This is a genomic window from Ralstonia sp. R-29 (assembly GCF_049913345.1).
Classification (GTDB): domain Bacteria; phylum Pseudomonadota; class Gammaproteobacteria; order Burkholderiales; family Burkholderiaceae; genus Ralstonia.
This window is the reverse complement of the sequence record NZ_CP184377.1, coordinates 1,086,485-1,102,865: the sequence shown is the minus strand read 5'-3', so window position 1 is coordinate 1,102,865 and position 16,381 is coordinate 1,086,485. Positions and strand designations below refer to the sequence as shown.

General features: G+C 63.8%; 17 protein-coding genes. All 17 read right to left on the bottom strand.

What is annotated here, in order from left to right; all coding sequences use genetic code 11:
- Nucleotides 1-71: 71 nt before the first annotated feature.
- The gene (ureG, locus tag ACN9M1_RS05205) at nucleotides 72-692 is read right to left on the bottom strand and encodes an urease accessory protein UreG (protein ID WP_426397978.1); all 621 of its coding nucleotides are present in this window, start codon (nucleotides 690-692) and stop codon (nucleotides 72-74) included.
- A gap of 17 nt (nucleotides 693-709) precedes the next feature.
- Complete coding sequence (locus ACN9M1_RS05200; RefSeq protein ID WP_426398804.1) at nucleotides 710-1,399, bottom strand: urease accessory protein UreF; 690 nt, start codon at nucleotides 1,397-1,399, stop codon at nucleotides 710-712.
- Nucleotides 1,392-2,042, bottom strand: a complete 651-nt coding sequence (ureE, locus tag ACN9M1_RS05195) for an urease accessory protein UreE (RefSeq protein ID WP_426397976.1) — start codon at nucleotides 2,040-2,042, stop codon at nucleotides 1,392-1,394. The genes ACN9M1_RS05200 and ureE overlap by 8 nt, the downstream gene beginning before the upstream one ends.
- A 901-nt stretch (nucleotides 2,043-2,943) precedes the next feature.
- Nucleotides 2,944-4,662: an urease subunit alpha gene (ureC, locus tag ACN9M1_RS05190; RefSeq protein ID WP_426397975.1), complete on the bottom strand. Its 1,719-nt coding sequence runs from the start codon at nucleotides 4,660-4,662 to the stop codon at nucleotides 2,944-2,946.
- Between the two features lie 13 nt (nucleotides 4,663-4,675).
- Nucleotides 4,676-4,981 (bottom strand): urease subunit beta, encoded by a 306-nt coding sequence (locus ACN9M1_RS05185; RefSeq protein WP_426397973.1) that lies wholly within the window; start codon nucleotides 4,979-4,981, stop codon nucleotides 4,676-4,678.
- A gap of 15 nt (nucleotides 4,982-4,996) precedes the next feature.
- Nucleotides 4,997-5,614, bottom strand: coding sequence for a HupE/UreJ family protein (locus ACN9M1_RS05180; RefSeq protein WP_426397971.1), 618 nt, complete (start codon nucleotides 5,612-5,614; stop codon nucleotides 4,997-4,999).
- Nucleotides 5,615-5,638: 24 nt separating this feature from the next.
- Complete coding sequence (gene ureA, locus ACN9M1_RS05175; RefSeq protein ID WP_426397969.1) at nucleotides 5,639-5,941, bottom strand: urease subunit gamma; 303 nt, start codon at nucleotides 5,939-5,941, stop codon at nucleotides 5,639-5,641.
- Between the two features lie 52 nt (nucleotides 5,942-5,993).
- Nucleotides 5,994-6,881, bottom strand: coding sequence for an urease accessory protein UreD (locus ACN9M1_RS05170; protein ID WP_426397968.1), 888 nt, complete (start codon nucleotides 6,879-6,881; stop codon nucleotides 5,994-5,996).
- Between the two features lie 99 nt (nucleotides 6,882-6,980).
- Nucleotides 6,981-7,673, bottom strand: coding sequence for an urea ABC transporter ATP-binding subunit UrtE (gene urtE / locus ACN9M1_RS05165; RefSeq protein WP_426397966.1), 693 nt, complete (start codon nucleotides 7,671-7,673; stop codon nucleotides 6,981-6,983).
- A gap of 1 nt (nucleotide 7,674) precedes the next feature.
- Entirely contained in the window at nucleotides 7,675-8,526 is an 852-nt protein-coding gene (gene urtD / locus ACN9M1_RS05160; RefSeq protein WP_426397964.1) for an urea ABC transporter ATP-binding protein UrtD, read from the bottom strand.
- On the bottom strand, nucleotides 8,523-9,707 hold the full coding sequence (gene urtC / locus ACN9M1_RS05155) for an urea ABC transporter permease subunit UrtC (protein ID WP_426397962.1): 1,185 nt from the start codon (nucleotides 9,705-9,707) through the stop codon (nucleotides 8,523-8,525). The genes urtD and urtC overlap by 4 nt, the downstream gene beginning before the upstream one ends.
- A gap of 3 nt (nucleotides 9,708-9,710) precedes the next feature.
- Nucleotides 9,711-11,354, bottom strand: coding sequence for an urea ABC transporter permease subunit UrtB (urtB, locus tag ACN9M1_RS05150; RefSeq protein WP_426397956.1), 1,644 nt, complete (start codon nucleotides 11,352-11,354; stop codon nucleotides 9,711-9,713).
- A gap of 101 nt (nucleotides 11,355-11,455) precedes the next feature.
- Complete coding sequence (urtA, locus tag ACN9M1_RS05145) at nucleotides 11,456-12,712, bottom strand: urea ABC transporter substrate-binding protein (RefSeq protein ID WP_426397954.1); 1,257 nt, start codon at nucleotides 12,710-12,712, stop codon at nucleotides 11,456-11,458.
- Between the two features lie 253 nt (nucleotides 12,713-12,965).
- Nucleotides 12,966-13,445 carry a MaoC family dehydratase gene (locus tag ACN9M1_RS05140; protein ID WP_426397952.1) on the bottom strand — a complete coding sequence of 160 codons (480 nt, stop codon included), beginning with the start codon at nucleotides 13,443-13,445 and terminating at the stop codon, nucleotides 12,966-12,968.
- 35 nt (nucleotides 13,446-13,480) lie between these two features.
- Nucleotides 13,481-13,951 carry a MaoC family dehydratase gene (locus ACN9M1_RS05135; RefSeq protein ID WP_426397950.1) on the bottom strand — a complete coding sequence of 157 codons (471 nt, stop codon included), beginning with the start codon at nucleotides 13,949-13,951 and terminating at the stop codon, nucleotides 13,481-13,483.
- 64 nt (nucleotides 13,952-14,015) lie between these two features.
- On the bottom strand, nucleotides 14,016-15,146 hold the full coding sequence (locus ACN9M1_RS05130; RefSeq protein ID WP_426397948.1) for an acyl-CoA dehydrogenase family protein: 1,131 nt from the start codon (nucleotides 15,144-15,146) through the stop codon (nucleotides 14,016-14,018).
- A 25-nt stretch (nucleotides 15,147-15,171) separates the two neighbouring features.
- Entirely contained in the window at nucleotides 15,172-16,368 is a 1,197-nt protein-coding gene (locus tag ACN9M1_RS05125; protein WP_426397946.1) for an acyl-CoA dehydrogenase family protein, read from the bottom strand.
- Nucleotides 16,369-16,381 lie beyond the last annotated feature (13 nt).

Sequence of the window (16,381 nt, the reverse complement as noted above, 5' to 3'; positions counted from 1 at the left end):
GGCACCTCCGACTTTGCGCACACCACACGGTTTGACTCACCGTGTCACCGCGAGTGCCGACATCGCGCGCTTCAGGCGGCCAACATCCCCTGCTTCTCAATGAAGCGGATCACCGCATCCAACCCACCCTGCGCGCGCAGGTTGCACATCACAAACGGGCGATCCCCGCGCATCTTGCGGGTGTCGCTTTCCATCACCTCCAGATTGGCACCAACGTACGGCGCGAGGTCCGTCTTGTTGATGATGAGCAAGTCCGACTTGGTGATGCCCGGCCCGCCCTTGCGCGGGATCTTCTCCCCGCCCGCCACATCGATCACGTAGATGGTCAGGTCCGACAGCTCGGGGCTGAACGTGGCCGCGAGGTTGTCGCCGCCCGATTCAATGAACACCACATCCGCATCCGGAAACTTCGCCAGCATGCGGTCCACCGCTTCCAGGTTGATCGACGCATCTTCGCGAATGGCGGTGTGCGGGCAGCCGCCGGTCTCCACGCCCATGATGCGATCGGCAGGCAGCGCACCGGAGATGGTCAGCAGGCGCTGGTCTTCCTTGGTGTAGATGTCGTTGGTGATGGCCACGAGGTCGTAGCGCTCGCGCATGGCCTTGCAGAGCATTTCCAGCAGCGTGGTCTTGCCGGAGCCCACCGGGCCGCCCACGCCAACGCGCAGGGCAGGAAGTTTCTTGGTACGCATGATGATCAGGTTCAGGATCAGGAACGAAAAAGTCGTGAGTATTGCGTTTCATGCCGGGCCGACAACACGCCAAGGCCGGGCGAAAACGTAGACAGTTCAGGCGGATGACACGCCGCGCGGCGCGTGGCCTCTTCCACCGCGCGCGCCACTGGCGCATGCAGAGCGAACAGGATGCGCTGCCCCGCCGATTGCCCCAGCGGCACGGCCTTCACCGCCGCCGCCATCTGGTTTTCCACCCAGGCAAAGCAGTACGCCGTGACACCGTCGTGCGGATCAACATTCAGCGCGGCAGCCGCCGCCGCGAACGCTGTTGGGAAGGTGACTGACGCGCGCGCCGCCAGCGCTCCACGCAAAGCATCATCGCCCCACTGCATCTGCTGGATCAGCTTGCTGAGCGACCAGCCCATCTGCGCTGTTTCCAGCCGCAACTCGCGCGTTTCGCGCGTGGCGAGGAACCAGGCATCGTGCTCGGCCACAGCATCGAAACGACCGGCTTGCCAATCGGCGAATTGCAGCAGCCACAGCGGCGCCTCGCACGCGGCGAGTACGTCGAGGCCTTCAGCAATCCACCTCGCGGCGGAGGCCTCATCGCCCACGTGCCGCACATCCACCGCCGCCTCCAGCCCCTGCGAATAGCTGAACGCGCCCACCGGCAGCGCCGGGGACGCAAGGTGCAGCAAGGCGGTCAGTTGGGCAACGCTAGTCATGGTGATGATGACCGCAGCCCGGGCCGTGCACGTGACCATGGTCGTGGTCGTGGTCGTGGTCGTGGTCGTGCGAATGATCATGGCTGTGCGCATGCCCGTGGTCATGGCTGTGACCATGCGAGTGACCGTGATGCTCCTGGTACAGCGCCTGCGCGGCAGCGTAGTCCTCTTCGAACGTGGCATCGTGGCCATGGCGATGGCCGCCACCGTATGCACCTGCCTCGGGTTCGAACGGCGCTTCCACGTGCGCAACGGTCACGCCCAGGCGCACGAGCATGTCTTCGAGTACCGGGTCGGCTTCGAGCTGCAGCGCATCGGCGCTGACCTGCACGGGCGTGTGGCGATTGCCGAGGTGGTAGGCGGCGCGCATCAGGGCGAGGCGGTTCTCGCTGGTGACGCGCAGCACCTGCTCGGGCGCGGCCAGCACTTCTACCAGCGTGCCGTCTTCGGCGACGAGCACATCGCCGCCGCGCATGACGGTACCGCGCGGCAGCACGACGGCCACCTCGCGGCTATCGTCGAGCGTGGCGCGCAGGCGGCTGCGGCTGCGCTCCAGGAACGGCAGCACCAGCTTGGGCGCACGCTTGACCAGCACGGGCGCTAGGCCATGCGGCGCGGGAAGGTGTTTGTTGATGGAAAGCATTGTCGATATCCGGTTGCTGCGCGGGGATGCAGTCCGAAGAACCCGGCGTTGGGTCTTGGACTGACATCGGTGACTCTTAAACACTCAACGATGGACCTCAGACTGTCGTCTGTGACTCTCAAACACTCAATGTTGAGGCTCAGGCTGTCATCGATGGCTCTCAAACACTCAACGTTGAGCCTCAGACTGTCATCGATGGCTCTCAAACACTCAACGTTGAGCCTCAGACTGTCATCGATGACTCTTAAACACTCAACGTTGAGGCTCAGACTGTCATCGATGACTCTCGGACACTCAACGTTGAGCCTCTGAGGCTCGGCGCTCGGCGCGGCGGGCCATCCCTTGTTTCATCCCCTGCCGGGGCTGACTCACTTTCTTTGTCTTGCCAAAGAAAGTAAGCAAAGAAAGGCGCGCCCAAGATGGCGAAAGACTCCTTGAATTTATGTCGCGGACAGGGGAAGGGAAAAACTCGCTGCGCTCAGACAGTTTCCCTTCCTTTTTCCTCTCTGCAACAGAAATTCAAGGCGCCATCTAGGGCAAGGGTAAAGCACCCAATCTCTTGCCAGCGCCCTACTTCGTCTCACAGCGGGCCTGCCGCCGTGCGCCCTACAACCGCCAGCCTTTTCGCTCGCACTAGTGTCCCGTCGGTTTGGCCTTTGACGTTCCTGCCCTTGATGGCGCCTTGAATTTTCGTAAGCGGGCGGAAAAAAGGCCGGGAACTGTCTGAGCGCAGCGAGTTTTCCCGGCCTCCGCCCGGTTACGCAAATTCAAGGAATCTTTCGCCATCTCGGGCGCGCCTTTCTTTTGCTTACTTTTCTTTGGCAAGACAAAGAAAAGTGAGTCGGCCCCGGCAGGGGACGATACCGGGGATGGACCACCAAGGCCCATCCCAAGCAAATCCCTAAAACAAAAAGTACCGCTGCGCCATCGGCAACACCTCAGCCGGCTCGCAAGTCAACACAACACCATCCGCCACCACCTGATAAGTCTCCGGATCCACAGTAATGTCGGGCTGCCAGTCGTTATGAATCATGTCCGCCTTCGTCACACGGCGCGTGCCCTTGACCACGGCGGTGGTCTTAGCCAACCCATACTGCTCCGCCACCCCCGCAGCAGCCGCGGACTGCGACAAGAAGCTCAGTGAAGTCCGTCCCAACGCCCCACCCGCCGATCCAAACATTGGCCGATAGTGCACCGGCTGCGGCGTCGGAATCGATGCATTCGCATCCCCCATCGCCGCCGAGGCAATCATCCCGCCCTTCAAAATCAGGCTCGGCTTCACACCAAAGAACGCCGGCTTCCACAGCACCAAGTCCGCCCACTTGCCGACTTCGACGGAGCCCACTTCATGCGCAATGCCGTGCGTGAGTGCCGGGTTAATCGTGTACTTCGCCACGTAGCGCTTCACGCGAAAATTGTCATGCCCGCCGCGCGCGTCGTTCGGGTCCCCCGCCAGCTTGCCGCGCTGCACCTTCATCTTGTGCGCGGTCTGCCAGGTGCGAATCACAACCTCACCCACGCGGCCCATCGCTTGCGAATCGCTGGAGAGCATCGAGAACGCGCCCAGGTCGTGCAGGATGTCTTCCGCAGCAATCGTCTCGCGGCGGATGCGGCTCTCGGCGAAGGCGATGTCTTCGGCGATGGATGCATCGAGGTGATGGCACACCATCAGCATGTCGAGGTGCTCGTCCAGCGTGTTGACGGTGAACGGCCGCGTCGGGTTGGTCGACGATGGCAGCACGTTCGATTCACCGCACACGCGGATGATGTCCGGCGCATGCCCGCCGCCAGCACCTTCGGTGTGATACGTGTGGATCGTGCGGCCCTTGAACGCCGCCACCGTCGCTTCGACGAAGCCCGATTCGTTCAGCGTGTCGGTGTGGATGGCGACCTGCGTGTCGGTGTCGTCGGCCACGCCCAGGCAGCAGTCGATGGCCGCGGGCGTGGAGCCCCAGTCTTCGTGCAGCTTCAGGCCGATGGCGCCGGCGTCGATCTGCTCGCGCAGCGGGCCCGGCAGGCTGCCATTGCCCTTGCCCAGGAAGCCGATGTTCATCGGGTAGGCATCGGCCGCCTGCAGCATGCGCTGCATGTACCACGGCCCCGGCGTGCAGGTTGTCGCATAGGTGCCGGTAGCCGGCCCTGTGCCGCCGCCGATCATCGTCGTCACGCCGCTGTTGAGCGCTTCGTCGATCTGCTGCGGGCAGATGAAGTGGATGTGCGAGTCGACACCGCCAGCCGTGACGATCATGCCTTCGCCCGCGATGACTTCGGTGCCCGGGCCGATGACGATGGTCACGCCGGGCTGGATGTCCGGGTTGCCTGCCTTGCCGATCGCCGCGATGCGGCCGTGCTTCAAACCGATGTCGGCCTTGACGATGCCCCAGTGGTCGATGATCAGCGCGTTGGTGATGACGGTGTCGGCGCAGTCCTTCGATTCGCGCTGGCTCTGGCCCATGCCGTCGCGGATGACCTTGCCGCCGCCGAATTTCACTTCTTCGCCGTAAAGGGTGAAGTCGCGTTCGACTTCGACAATGAGGTCGGTGTCGGCCAGGCGGAGGCGGTCACCCGTGGTGGGGCCGAACATTTCCGCATAGGCGCGGCGGTCGATCTTGAGTGTCATGTTCGTGTCTCGCTTAGAGCTTGCCCATCACGCGGCCGGCGAAGCCGTAGACGACGCGGTCGCCAGCCAGCGCGACCAGTTCAACCGTGCGCTCCTGCCCCGGCTCGAAACGCACGGCGGTGCCAGCGGCAATGTTGAGCCGATAGCCGCGCGTGGCTTCGCGGTCGAAGCGCAGCGCGTCGTTCACCTCATAGAAGTGATAGTGCGAGCCGATCTGCACGGGGCGGTCGCCGGTGTTGGCCACTGTGACTGTCAGCGTGGGCCGCCCTGCATTGAGTTCGAGTTCGCCGTCGAGCGGCAGGAGTTCGCCGGGGATCATGGTGTGCCCTTTGCGTTAGATGGCGGCAGCCAGCAGGCTTGCGCCGTACAGCGCCACGCCCACGCCCGACAGGCGCGCCAGCCACGCCAGACGCGGCTTGAGCGCGAAGCCCGCGCCAATGCCGGCGGTATGCAACAGTGCCGTCGCCACGGCAAAGCCGCCGACGAAGTACGGGAACATGGCCTGTGCGCCGGCCGGGAATTCCGTGCCGTGTGCATAGCCGTGGAACAGCGCAAACGCGCCGCACAGCAGCGCGCCGCCCCACGTCGACAGCTGCGCGCGCGCGGCAATCAGCAAGCCGAACACCAGCAGCGATGCGGCGATCATCGGTTCGACCATCGGCAGCGCCATGCCGCCTGCGCCCAGCAGTGCACCCATGACCATCAGCGCGACAAAGGCGACCGGCGCCCACAGCGCATCACGCACCGAGCGCGAGGCGAGCGCACTCCACACGCCCACGGCGACCATCGCCAGCAGGTGGTCGGCCCCGGTAAGCGGATGCAGGAAGCCGGCGAGCAGGCTTCCCTCTGCCGTGTGACCGGGGTGCCCCGGGTGGGCGAAGGCGATGGATGCGCCAAACGTGAGCGCGATGGCCGCAGCGGGCCGGACGAAGCGAGACAGGAGTTGGGTCATGGCAGGACTCTTCGTAGAGGGCGTTTAAACAATCGGGTGGTGGACGGTGACCAGCTTGGTGCCGTCTGGGAATGTGGCTTCGACCTGGATATCGGGAATCATCTCGGCCACGCCGTCCATCACGTCATTTCGTGTGAGCAGCGTGGTGCCGTAGTGCATGAGTTCGGCCACGGTCTTGCCGTCGCGCGCGCCCTCCATGATGGCGGCGCTGATGAAGGCGACGGATTCCGGGTAGTTGAGCTTGAGGCCGCGGCCCTTGCGGCGCTCGGCCAGCAAGGCGGCAGTGAAGATCAACAGCTTGTCTTTTTCGCGCGGGGTCAGTTCCACGAGGGGCTCTCTTCGGTGAGGTTCTTTGGAGTTTCAGTTGAGCGACGCACGGTCACGTCGCCCACAGACGCAGCGGTCGGCCCGCCACGGCATGCATCGGTTCGCGCAACGCCAGCCATGTCTTCGACAGCAAGGCGCGCGCATCTTCGGGGCGGCGTGCGAGCACGCGCAGCAGCAAAACGTTTGGCAGGCCGGGCGCATCCTGCGTCAGACAGGTCACGCCAGCGCGCAGGGTATCGTTGTACGGTAGGTGTTCGGCCATCGATTCGGCCAGGGCTTCGGTTGCGCCCTCGCCCACGGCCCACAGCGTGCCGACGACGTGGAAGTCAGCCATACCCGTCGTCGCGTTCAACATGGGCGATTGCGCATCGAACGCCGCCGACTCGATCCACAGCGGTTGCCCGTTGCAGCGCAGTTCGGTTCGCATGGCGATACGGCCTTCGGCCCACGATTCACCGGCAGCATGACGGCCAAGCATGGTGGTGTCCCAGCCGATGGCGGTGGCGCCGGGCGCGACATCCACTGCCAGATCGATGATCGGGCATGCCTGGTTGAAGACGATGTTCTCCTGCGGCAGCCAATCGAGCCGCGCACCTGTATCCACGCGGATGGCAACCCGCTGCGTGGCCGTACGGCCGAGCGACTTGTACCATTTGGTCGCGCCCGGCGTGGTCAGCACGGCATGCGCATCGGCACCCAGCTCGATGTCGATATCGAGCACATCGCCGCCGGCAATGCCCGCTGGCGGATGCAGCATGACGACGTGGCAGATGCCTTCGCCTTCCGGGTACAGCGCCTTCTGCACCCGCAGCGGCCCTTGATGGCGGCACGTTGCCAGCACCGTCCGCTCCGCACGGCGGGCGAATGCCAGACGCAGCGAGGCCTCCCAGGACGCGAACGCGGCGGCCTGCGGCGGAAGTGGAAAATCGGGATGGCGCATCAGGCGTGCAGCACGGCGACTAGGAATTTTCTCATCATAGCCAGATGCCACCGCTTCCGCACACCCCGCATTCGACTTTTTTCGCAGCGCGGGGGTGCATCAAACGGCCACCAGATCACGCACACCGTCGGCTTCCATGTTGGCGCCATCGCCCTGGGCAACCACCTCGCCGCGGCTCATGACGACGTAGCGGTCGGCAATGCTGCGAGCGAAGTCGTAGTACTGCTCGACCAGCAGCACCGACATGCCGAACTCGTCCACCAGCCGGCGCAGCGTGCGGCCGATCTCCTGGATGATCGACGGTTGAATGCCTTCGGTCGGCTCGTCCAGGATCAGCAGGCGCGGCTCGCTCATCAGCGCGCGACCGATGGCGAGTTGCTGCTGTTGACCGCCGGACAGATCGCCACCACGCCGGCCCTTCATCTCCTTGAGCACCGGAAACAGCTCGTAGATCGAATCCGGCACCTTGGATGGCGCACGCTTGGCAGCGGCCCCGATCAGCAGGTTCTCTTCCACCGTCAGGCGCGGGAAGATTTCGCGGCCCTGCGGCACATAGGCGAGGCCCTGGGAGACACGTTCGTAGGCCGGCAGCTTCTGGATGGCACGCCCTTCCCAGTCGACGGTGCCGCTGGCGGTGGGCACCACACCCATCAAACACTTGAGCAGCGTCGTCTTGCCGACGCCGTTGCGGCCGAGCAGCGTGGTCAGCTTGCCCGTGGGCACCTCAAAACTGACGTTGCGCAGGATGTGGCTGCCGCCGTAGAACTGGTTCAGTTGCTGGATCGTCAGCATGTCAGCGCCCCAAATACGATTCGATCACGCGCTCGTCGCGCTTCACCGCATCGAGCGTGCCTTCGGCCAGGACGCTGCCTTCGGCCAACACGGTCACACGGCCCGTCTCCCCCGCCAGCGCAGCGACGAATTCCATGTCGTGTTCCACCACCATGATCGAGCACGAGCCGCGCAGGCCGTTGAGCAGCGCGGCAAGCTGCATCGTTTCTTCGTCCGTCATGCCGGCGACGGGCTCGTCGAGCAGCAGCAGTTGCGGCTGCTGCATCAGCAGCATGCCGATCTCCAGTCGCTGCTTCTGGCCGTGGGAGAGCAGCCCGGCGGGGCGATACGCTTCCGCTTCCAGATGGATGCGGCCAAGCGTTTCTTCGATGCGCTGGCGGCCGTCGTTCAGCAGCCGCGCACGCAGCGACACCCACCAGCGCTTGTCGGCCTTCATCGCGAGTTCGAGATTTTCCCACACGGTGTGCTGCTCGAACACCGTGGGCTTCTGGAACTTGCGGCCGATGCCGATCTGCGCGATGCGCGGCTCGGTCAGGCGCAGCAGGTCGATACTCTGACCGAGGAAGACGCGGCCCGTGACATCCGCATTGCGCGGCCCGGTCTTGCCGGTGATCACGTCCATCATCGTGGTCTTGCCGGCGCCGTTGGGACCGATGATGCAGCGCAGCTCACCGTGGTCGATGGAAAGCGTGAGCGCATTCAGTGCGCGGAAGCCGCCAAAGCGCACCGTCACGTCTTCGAGATACAGGATGGCGCCGTGCGAGACATCGATCGTGTCCGGCTCGACCAGGTGGCCCATACCGGTGGCGGTGCCGGTCTCCGCGCGGTCGGGGAGTTCGGTAAACGTGCTCATGCGTGGTCTCCGGCGGGCGGTGCGGCTTTGGCGATGGGCTCGGCGGGCGCATCCGCACGGAGGACGTTTTCACGCCGCAGTTGCCGGCGCAGCGTACGCAGGCCCAGTACGCCGTTCGGCAGGTACAGCGTCACCAGCACGAAGATCGCGCCGAGCACGAACAGCCAGTACTCCGGCACCCACGCCGTCAGCAGCGTCTTGGCCCCGTTGACGAGGAACGCACCGATGATCGGGCCGATCAACGTGCCGCGCCCGCCCACGGCCACCCACACGGCCATCTCGATCGAGTTGGCTGGCGACATCTCGCCCGGGTTGATGATGCCGACCTGCGGCACGTACAGCGCGCCTGCGATACCGCATAACACCGCTGAGAACGTCCACACGAAGAGCTTGTAGCCGAGCGGGTTGTAGCCCGAGAACATCACGCGCGCTTCGGCGTCGCGGATGGCCGTAACGACACGCCCGAACTTGGACGTGACGATGGCGCGACAGGCAATGAAGGCCAGCACCAGCGCAATGAACGTCGCGACAAACAGCACGGTACGCGTCGGTAACGCCCAAACCTGAAAGCCGAGGATGCGCTTGAAATCGGTGAAGCCGTTGTTGCCACCAAAGCCCGTCTCGTTGCGGAAGAACAGCAGCATGGCCGCATACGTCATGGCTTGCGTGATGATCGACAGGTACACGCCCTTCACACGCGAGCGGAACGCGAAAAAGCCGAACAGCCACGCCAGCACACCGGGCACCAGAATCACCAGCAGCATCGCCCAGGCGAAGTGCTCGGTGCCATGCCAGAACCAGGGCAGTTCCTTCCAGTCGAGGAAGACCATGAAATCCGGCAGGTCGCTCTTGTAGACGCCCTCGCGGCCGATGGAGCGCATGAGGTACATGCCCATCGCATAGCCGCCCAGCGCGAAGAACAACCCGTGGCCGAGGCTGAGAATGCCGCAGTAACCCCACACCAAATCGAGCGCCAACGCCGCCAGCGCATAACACATGATCTTGCCGACCAGCGTGAGCGCATACGCCGACAGATGCAGCGGGCTGCCCTCCGGCACCAGCAACGCGCACACCGGTGCCCCGATGCAGACGATGACCGACACCAGCACCAGCGCCGACCACCCGCGCCGAGACAGCAGCGGCATGCGCGGCGGAATATCGAGAGAGAACTTGGTCGTCATGAATCAGGCCTCCGCGCTGCGGCCCTTGAGGGCAAACAGGCCCTGCGGACGCTTCTGGATGAACAGCACGATCAGCACCAGCACGATGATCTTCGCCAGCACCGCGCCATAGAACGGCTCGATGAACTTGTTGATGAGCCCCAGCCCGAACGCCCCGATGATGGTGCCCGCCAACTGCCCCACCCCGCCCAGCACCACGGCCATGAACGAGTCGATGATGTAGCTCTGGCCGAGATCCGGCCCCACGTTGCCGATCTGCGAAAGCGCGCAGCCGCCTAGCCCCGCAATGCCCGCACCGAAGGCGAACGCGTAGCTATCGACCTTCCACGTGCGCACGCCAACGCAGGCGGCCATCGTGCGGTTCTGCGTCGTCGCGCGCACGAACAGGCCCAGGCGCGTGCGGTTGAGCACCGCCCACGCAATCGCCACCACCGCTAGCGCAAACAGCAGAATCACCAACCGGTTGTACGGCAGGATCAGGCCGGGATACAGCGCAATGCCGCCGCTCATCCAGCTCGGGTTGGCGACCTCCACGTTCTGCGCGCCGAAGATGGAGCGCACGGCTTGCATCAGCAGCAGGCTGATACCGAACGTGGCAAGCAGTGTTTCCAGCGGGCGGCCGTACAGGTGCCGCAGCACCAGCCGCTCCAGCGCAAAGCCGACCACGGCTGCGGCCAGGAACGCCGCAGGCAGCGCCGCCGGCAGATACCAGTCGAATGCGTTCGGGAAGTGGTTGCGGAAGATCGTCTGCACCACGTAGGTGGCATACGCGCCGATCATCAGGAACTCACCGTGCGCCATATTGATGACGCCGATCAAGCCGTAGGTGATCGCCAGCCCCAGCGCGGCCAGCAACAGCACCGAACCCAGGCTCAGGCCAGCGAACAGGTTGCCGACCAACTCAGCCTTCCGTTGTTGTGCAGACAGGCTATCGAGCGCCTGTTGCGCAGCGGTGCGCAGTTCGTTATCAGCGCCGCTGTCTTTGGCGAGCAGCGGCAACAGGCGTTGGCGCGTTTGCGGGTCGGTGTCGTTGGCGAGCAGCTTGAGCGCTTCGAGCTTTTCAGCATGCGTGCCGTCGTCAAGCGCGAGGTTGGCCCACAGCAAATCGAGCTTGGCGCGCAGGGCGGCGTCAGTCTCATGCTTGCGCGCGGCATCGACGATGGGGCGCGACGCGGTTTCGGTATGCGCCAGCAGTGTGTCGATGGCTTGCGCGCGCACGGCGCGGTCCGGCGATTGCAGCACGAAGCCGCTCGCCGCGCTGTCCACTTGCGCACGCAGGGCGTTGTTCAGGGTGAGGGATTGCAGATCGTCCGGCTTGACGGTGACGGGCTTGCCGGAGATGGCATCCAGGTATGTCTCGCCATCCTGACGCACCATGCCGGCAGCGGGGGCAAAGAACAACGCGTCGTTCTGCAGGGCTTGCAGGATGGGGCCAGCCTGCTCAGCAGGCGCAGCGGTCAGCGCGTTGAGCGTCTTCACCTTGGCATCGAAGTCGTCTTCGGCAAGGGGCTTGAGATCGGCCTGGGTGAGTGGCTGCCCTGCGGCCCATACAGATGCAGCGGGCACCGCACCCAGACAGAACGCGCACAGCAGTGCAGCAAGGGAATGAAGCAGGGAATGAGACAACCAGTGGGACAAGCGCATCATGGCAATCCGATGCGTGGCGACCGGTGTTGGGGCCGGTGCGCCACGCCGTGCAGCGTCATTCAAAGGACCGGCCACGCTGCATGCGCCGCCGGTCCGCCTGATCACTTCACTTCATCAGGCTTGCCTTCGTTGCCCGGGATGTACGGGCTCCACGGCTTGGCGCGAATGACCGTCGGCGTCTTCCACACCACGTTGAACTGGCCATCGCCCTTTACCTCGCCGATCATCACCGGCTTGCTCAGGTGGTGGTTGTTGTTCATCACCAGCGTGTAGCCCGACGGTGCCTTGAACTGCTGGCCGTACATGGCCTTGCGCACCTTGTCCACGTCGGTGGAGCCGGCCTTCTCGACAGCCTGCTTCCACATCATGATGCCGACGTAGGTGGCTTCCATCGGGTCGTTGGTGACGCGCTTGTCACCGCCCGGCAGGTTGTTGGCCTTCACCCACGCGGCCCACTTCTTCTTGAAGCTTTCATTGACCGGGTTCTTGACCGACATGAAGTAGTTCCATGCCGCCAGGTGGCCGACCAGCGGCTTGGTGTCGATGCCGCGCAGCTCTTCTTCACCCACCGAGAACGCCACCACCGGCACGTCCTTGGCCTTCAGGCCCGCGTTGCCGAGTTCCTTGTAGAACGGCACGTTCGAATCGCCATTGATGGTCGACACCACGGCCGTCTTGCCGCCCTGCGCGAACTTCTTGATGTTCGCAACGATGGTCTGGTAGTCGGAGTGGCCGAACGGCGTGTAGACCTCTTCGATGTCGCTGTCCTTCACGCCCTTGCTGTGCAGGAACGCGCGCAGGATCTTGTTGGTCGTGCGCGGGTACACATAGTCGGTCCCCAGCAGGAAGAAGCGCTTGGCGCCACCGCCTTCCTTGCTCATCAGGTATTCCACCGCGGGAATGGCCTGCTGGTTGGGCGCGGCACCGGTGTAGAAGACGTTCTTCGACATCTCTTCGCCTTCGTACTGCACCGGGTAGAACAGCAGGCCGTTCAGCTCTTCATACACCGGCAGCACGGATTTGCGCGACACCGACGTCCAGCAGCCAAACGTCACCGCCACCTTGTCTTGCGTGAGCAGGCCACGCGCCTTCTCGGCAAACAGCGGCCAGTTCGAGGCCGGGTCCACCACCACCGGCTCGAGCTTGCGGCCGAGCACGCCGCCGCTCTTGTTGATCTCGTCGATGGTCATCAGCGCCACGTCTTTGAGCGACGTTTCGGAGATGGCCATGGTGCCCGACAGCGAATGCAGGACCCCGACCTTGATCGGCTCTTTTGCCTGGGCAAACGCGAAATTGGATACGGACAACAGCGTTGCTGCGGCAACTGCCGACAGCTTCAACAGCTCACGACGTTTCATTGCGGCTCCTTGGGTTATTTGGTGGCAAGAACGACCCCCGGTGCCGAAAGTGCAACTACCGTGCCATCACATTCCGCTCATGGAATGGGAAAACCGCGCCAAAACGGTGCCAAAACCGCGCCAAGGAAGCGCATTTGCATTCCGTGATGCGCGTGCCTGGGGCACACACAGACAAGCACAAAACAAGCGGAGCGCAAGCAAAAAAACGAAGGCCGGCATTGCGCCGGCCCTTTCAGACAGATGCGGAACGCGCTCAGGAATAGCGGCGCGAAATCGATTCCGCCACGCACACCGGGCGCTCCTGCCCTTCGCGTTCGATGGTCACCGCCCACGTCAATTGGGCGCCCGCCAGTGCGGGCGCATTCGGCAGCGGCGGCAGGGTTTCCAACTCCAGCAACGTCACGCGTGCGCGCACGCGGCTGCCCACCGGCACGGGCGCCGTGAAACGAACCTTGTTCAGCCCGTAGTTCACGCCCATCTTCACGTCCGGCATCGCCAGCGCGTTCTGCATCAGCATTGGCAGTAGCGATAGCGTCAAGAACCCATGCGCCACCGGCGCCCCGAATGGCGACTCCCGCTTGGCGCGCTCCACATCCACGTGGATCCACTGATGATCGCCCGTGGCCTCGGCAAACAGATTGACCTGCTGCTGCGTGATCTCGGTCCAGTCGCTCACCGCGACTTCCTGGCCGATCAATCCTTTCAGTTCATCGAGCGACTCAATGGTGCGCATCTGCGTTGTCTCCTTGTTGTTGTTCGATGGCAGCGTCAAGCTTGCGGGCGCCGTCCGAACATGCCCATGCCGGTCAGGGTGCAGACCAATTCGCCGTGCTGGTTGTGGGCTTCCCAGCGGTTCTTTGCCACGCCGCGATCCGGCTTCGACTGCGACGGCTTGATCTCCACACACGTGGTCGACACCGACAGCGTATCGCCCGGATACACCGGTTTGAGCCAGCGGATCTCATCCACCCCCGGCGAGCCCATGCTCGACGACTTGCTGAGAAAACCCGTCACCATCAGCCGCATCATGATCGAGCACGTCATCCAGCCGCTCGAAATGATGCCGCCATAGATGCTGTGCTTGGCGGCTTCGGCGTCGATGTGGAATGGCTGCGGATCGTACTGGCGCGCGAAGGTCAGGATTTCTTCTTCGGTGACGGTGTACGTGCCCACCTGCAGCGTGCGGCCGACTTCGAAATCATCGAAATAGAACTCGTATGGAAGCGTTGCCTGCGTCATGTCGTACTCTCCAAATGACAACGCCCCGCACGCATCGGAATGGGCGGGGCGCTGAATGTTGCGCTTAGGCGGCCTTCTGGAAACCTGGCAGCGATGCAAAACGCGCCAGATGATGGTCCACATCGCCGAGCGTCGTGTTGATCATCGTGAGCCGCTTGAACATGTGCGCGGCGGGCAGTTCGTTCGTCACGCCCATGCCGCCGTGCAGTTGCACCGCTTCCTGACCGACATCACGCGCGGCTTGTCCCACGCGTGCCTTGGCCGCCGACACGTAGCGGCGGCGCGCTTCCACATCGCCATCTTCAAAATGCGCAGCCGCCAGATACGTAATCGAACGCGCTTGCTCACCGTGGATGAACATGTCGACCATGCGATGCTGCAGCGCCTGGAAGCGCGCGATCGGCACACCAAACTGCTGGCGCGTCTTGGTGTACTCCAGCGTTGCGGCATTCAGGGCATCGATCAGGCCAACCGCTTCAGCGCACAGCATGACGCAGCCAAGATCGGCCACGGCATCGATGACCTCCCATGCTTCGCCCGCCTTGCCCAGCAGCGTGGCCGGTGCATTGTCGAAGCGGATATCCGCAGCATGCAGATTGTCGATCGTGCGGTAGTCCTTGACCGTCACGCCGGCGGCATCGCGGTCGACCACGAACAGCGACAAGCCAGAGGTGTCGCGCGCTTCGCCACCTGTGCGCGCGGACACGATCAGCTTGCCCGCCTGCCCACCGTGCACCACCACCGCCTTCGCGCCGGTGAGCGTCCAGCCACTGCTCTGCTGCGTCGCACGCGTCGTCACGTTAAAGAGTTCGTAGCGCGATTGCGGCTCGCCAAAAGCGATGGCCAGCTTGACGGCACCGCCGGCCACTTCCTCCAGCAGCGCATCCTGACCACCTGCAAGCTTGAGCGCCTGCGCGCCCAGCACAGTCGCCTGATACGGCTCCACGACCAGGCCGCGGCCCAGCTCCTGCATCACCACCAGCAAGTCCATCGCGCGGCCATCAAAACCACCCTGCGCTTCCGGCACCGGCAACGCCGTCAGGCCCAGCTCAGCGATGCTGTCCCATGCGCTCTTCGACACGCCCTCGGGCGAGTACACAATCTTGTTGCGCGCCTCGAAACCGTAGTCCTTGTCGATAAAGCGGCGCACCGCATCGGCCAGTTGCTTCTGTTCGTCGGTGAACGAGAAATCCATTGTTGTCTCCGTTATCCGTTGCTCGTTAGACGCCCAGAATCATCTGGCTGATGATGTTGCGCTGGATCTCGTTCGACCCGCCGTAGATCGAGGTCTTGCGATAGTTGAAGTAGTACGGTGCGAGCGGTGCCGCATCGTTGTCGCCCGTGATGGCTTGGAGGGTCTCGCCCTCCAGGTAGCTCGGATCAAACGGCTGCGCATACGGGCCCACGGCCTCGACCATCAGCTCGGTCAGCATCTGCTGGATCTGCGTGCCCTTGATCTTGAGCAGCGATGCCTCGGGGCCCGGGCCCTTGCCGGCGTTCTCGCTCGACACCACGCGCAGTACGGTGATCTCCAGCGCCAGCAGTTCGATCTCCAGCGACGCCACCTTGGCGCCGAACACCGGGTCCTGCAGCAGCGGCTTGCCGTTCTTCTGGTGCTGCAAAGCGACGCGCTTGAGGAAGGCCAGTTCGCGCTTGGAGTTACCCACGCGCGCAATGCCGGTGCGTTCGTGGCCAAGCAGGTACTTGGCGTACGTCCAGCCGCGGTTCTCTTCGCCGATCAGGTTTTCGACCGGCACCTTCACGTTGTCGAAGAACACCTCGTTCACTTCGTGTTCTTCGTCGAGCATGATGATCGGCCGCACAGTGATGCCCGGCGTCTTCATGTCGATCAGCAGGAACGAAATGCCCTCCTGCTTCTTGGCTTCGGGGTCGGTACGAACGAGGCAGAAGATCATGTCGGCGTGCTGGCCGAGCGTGGTCCAAGTCTTCTGGCCGTTGACGATGTAGTGATCGCCCTCGCGCACGGCGCGCGTCTTGACGGATGCGAGATCGGAGCCCGAGCCTGGTTCCGAATAGCCCTGGCACCACCAGTCGGTGCAATCGACGATGCGCGGCAGGAAGTAGCGCTTCTGCGCCTCGTTGCCGTACTTCATGATCACGGGCGCGACCATACTGACGCCGAACGGCAGCACGCCCGGTGCGCCAATCTGCGCGCACTCTTCGTCCCAGATGTGCTTTTGGATGGGGGACCAGCCGGTACCGCCCCACTCGACCGGCCAGTGCGGCACCGACCAGCCCTTGGCTGCCAGCGCCTTGTGCCAACGAACAAAATCTTCGCGGTTGAGGCGGCGGTGGTTCAACACCTTGTCTTGGATGTCCTTGGGCAGATTGGCCTGCAGCCAGCCGCGGACTTCCTGGCGGAACGCATCGTCGGCCGCCGAGTAGTTCAGATCCATGCCTGTCTCCTTT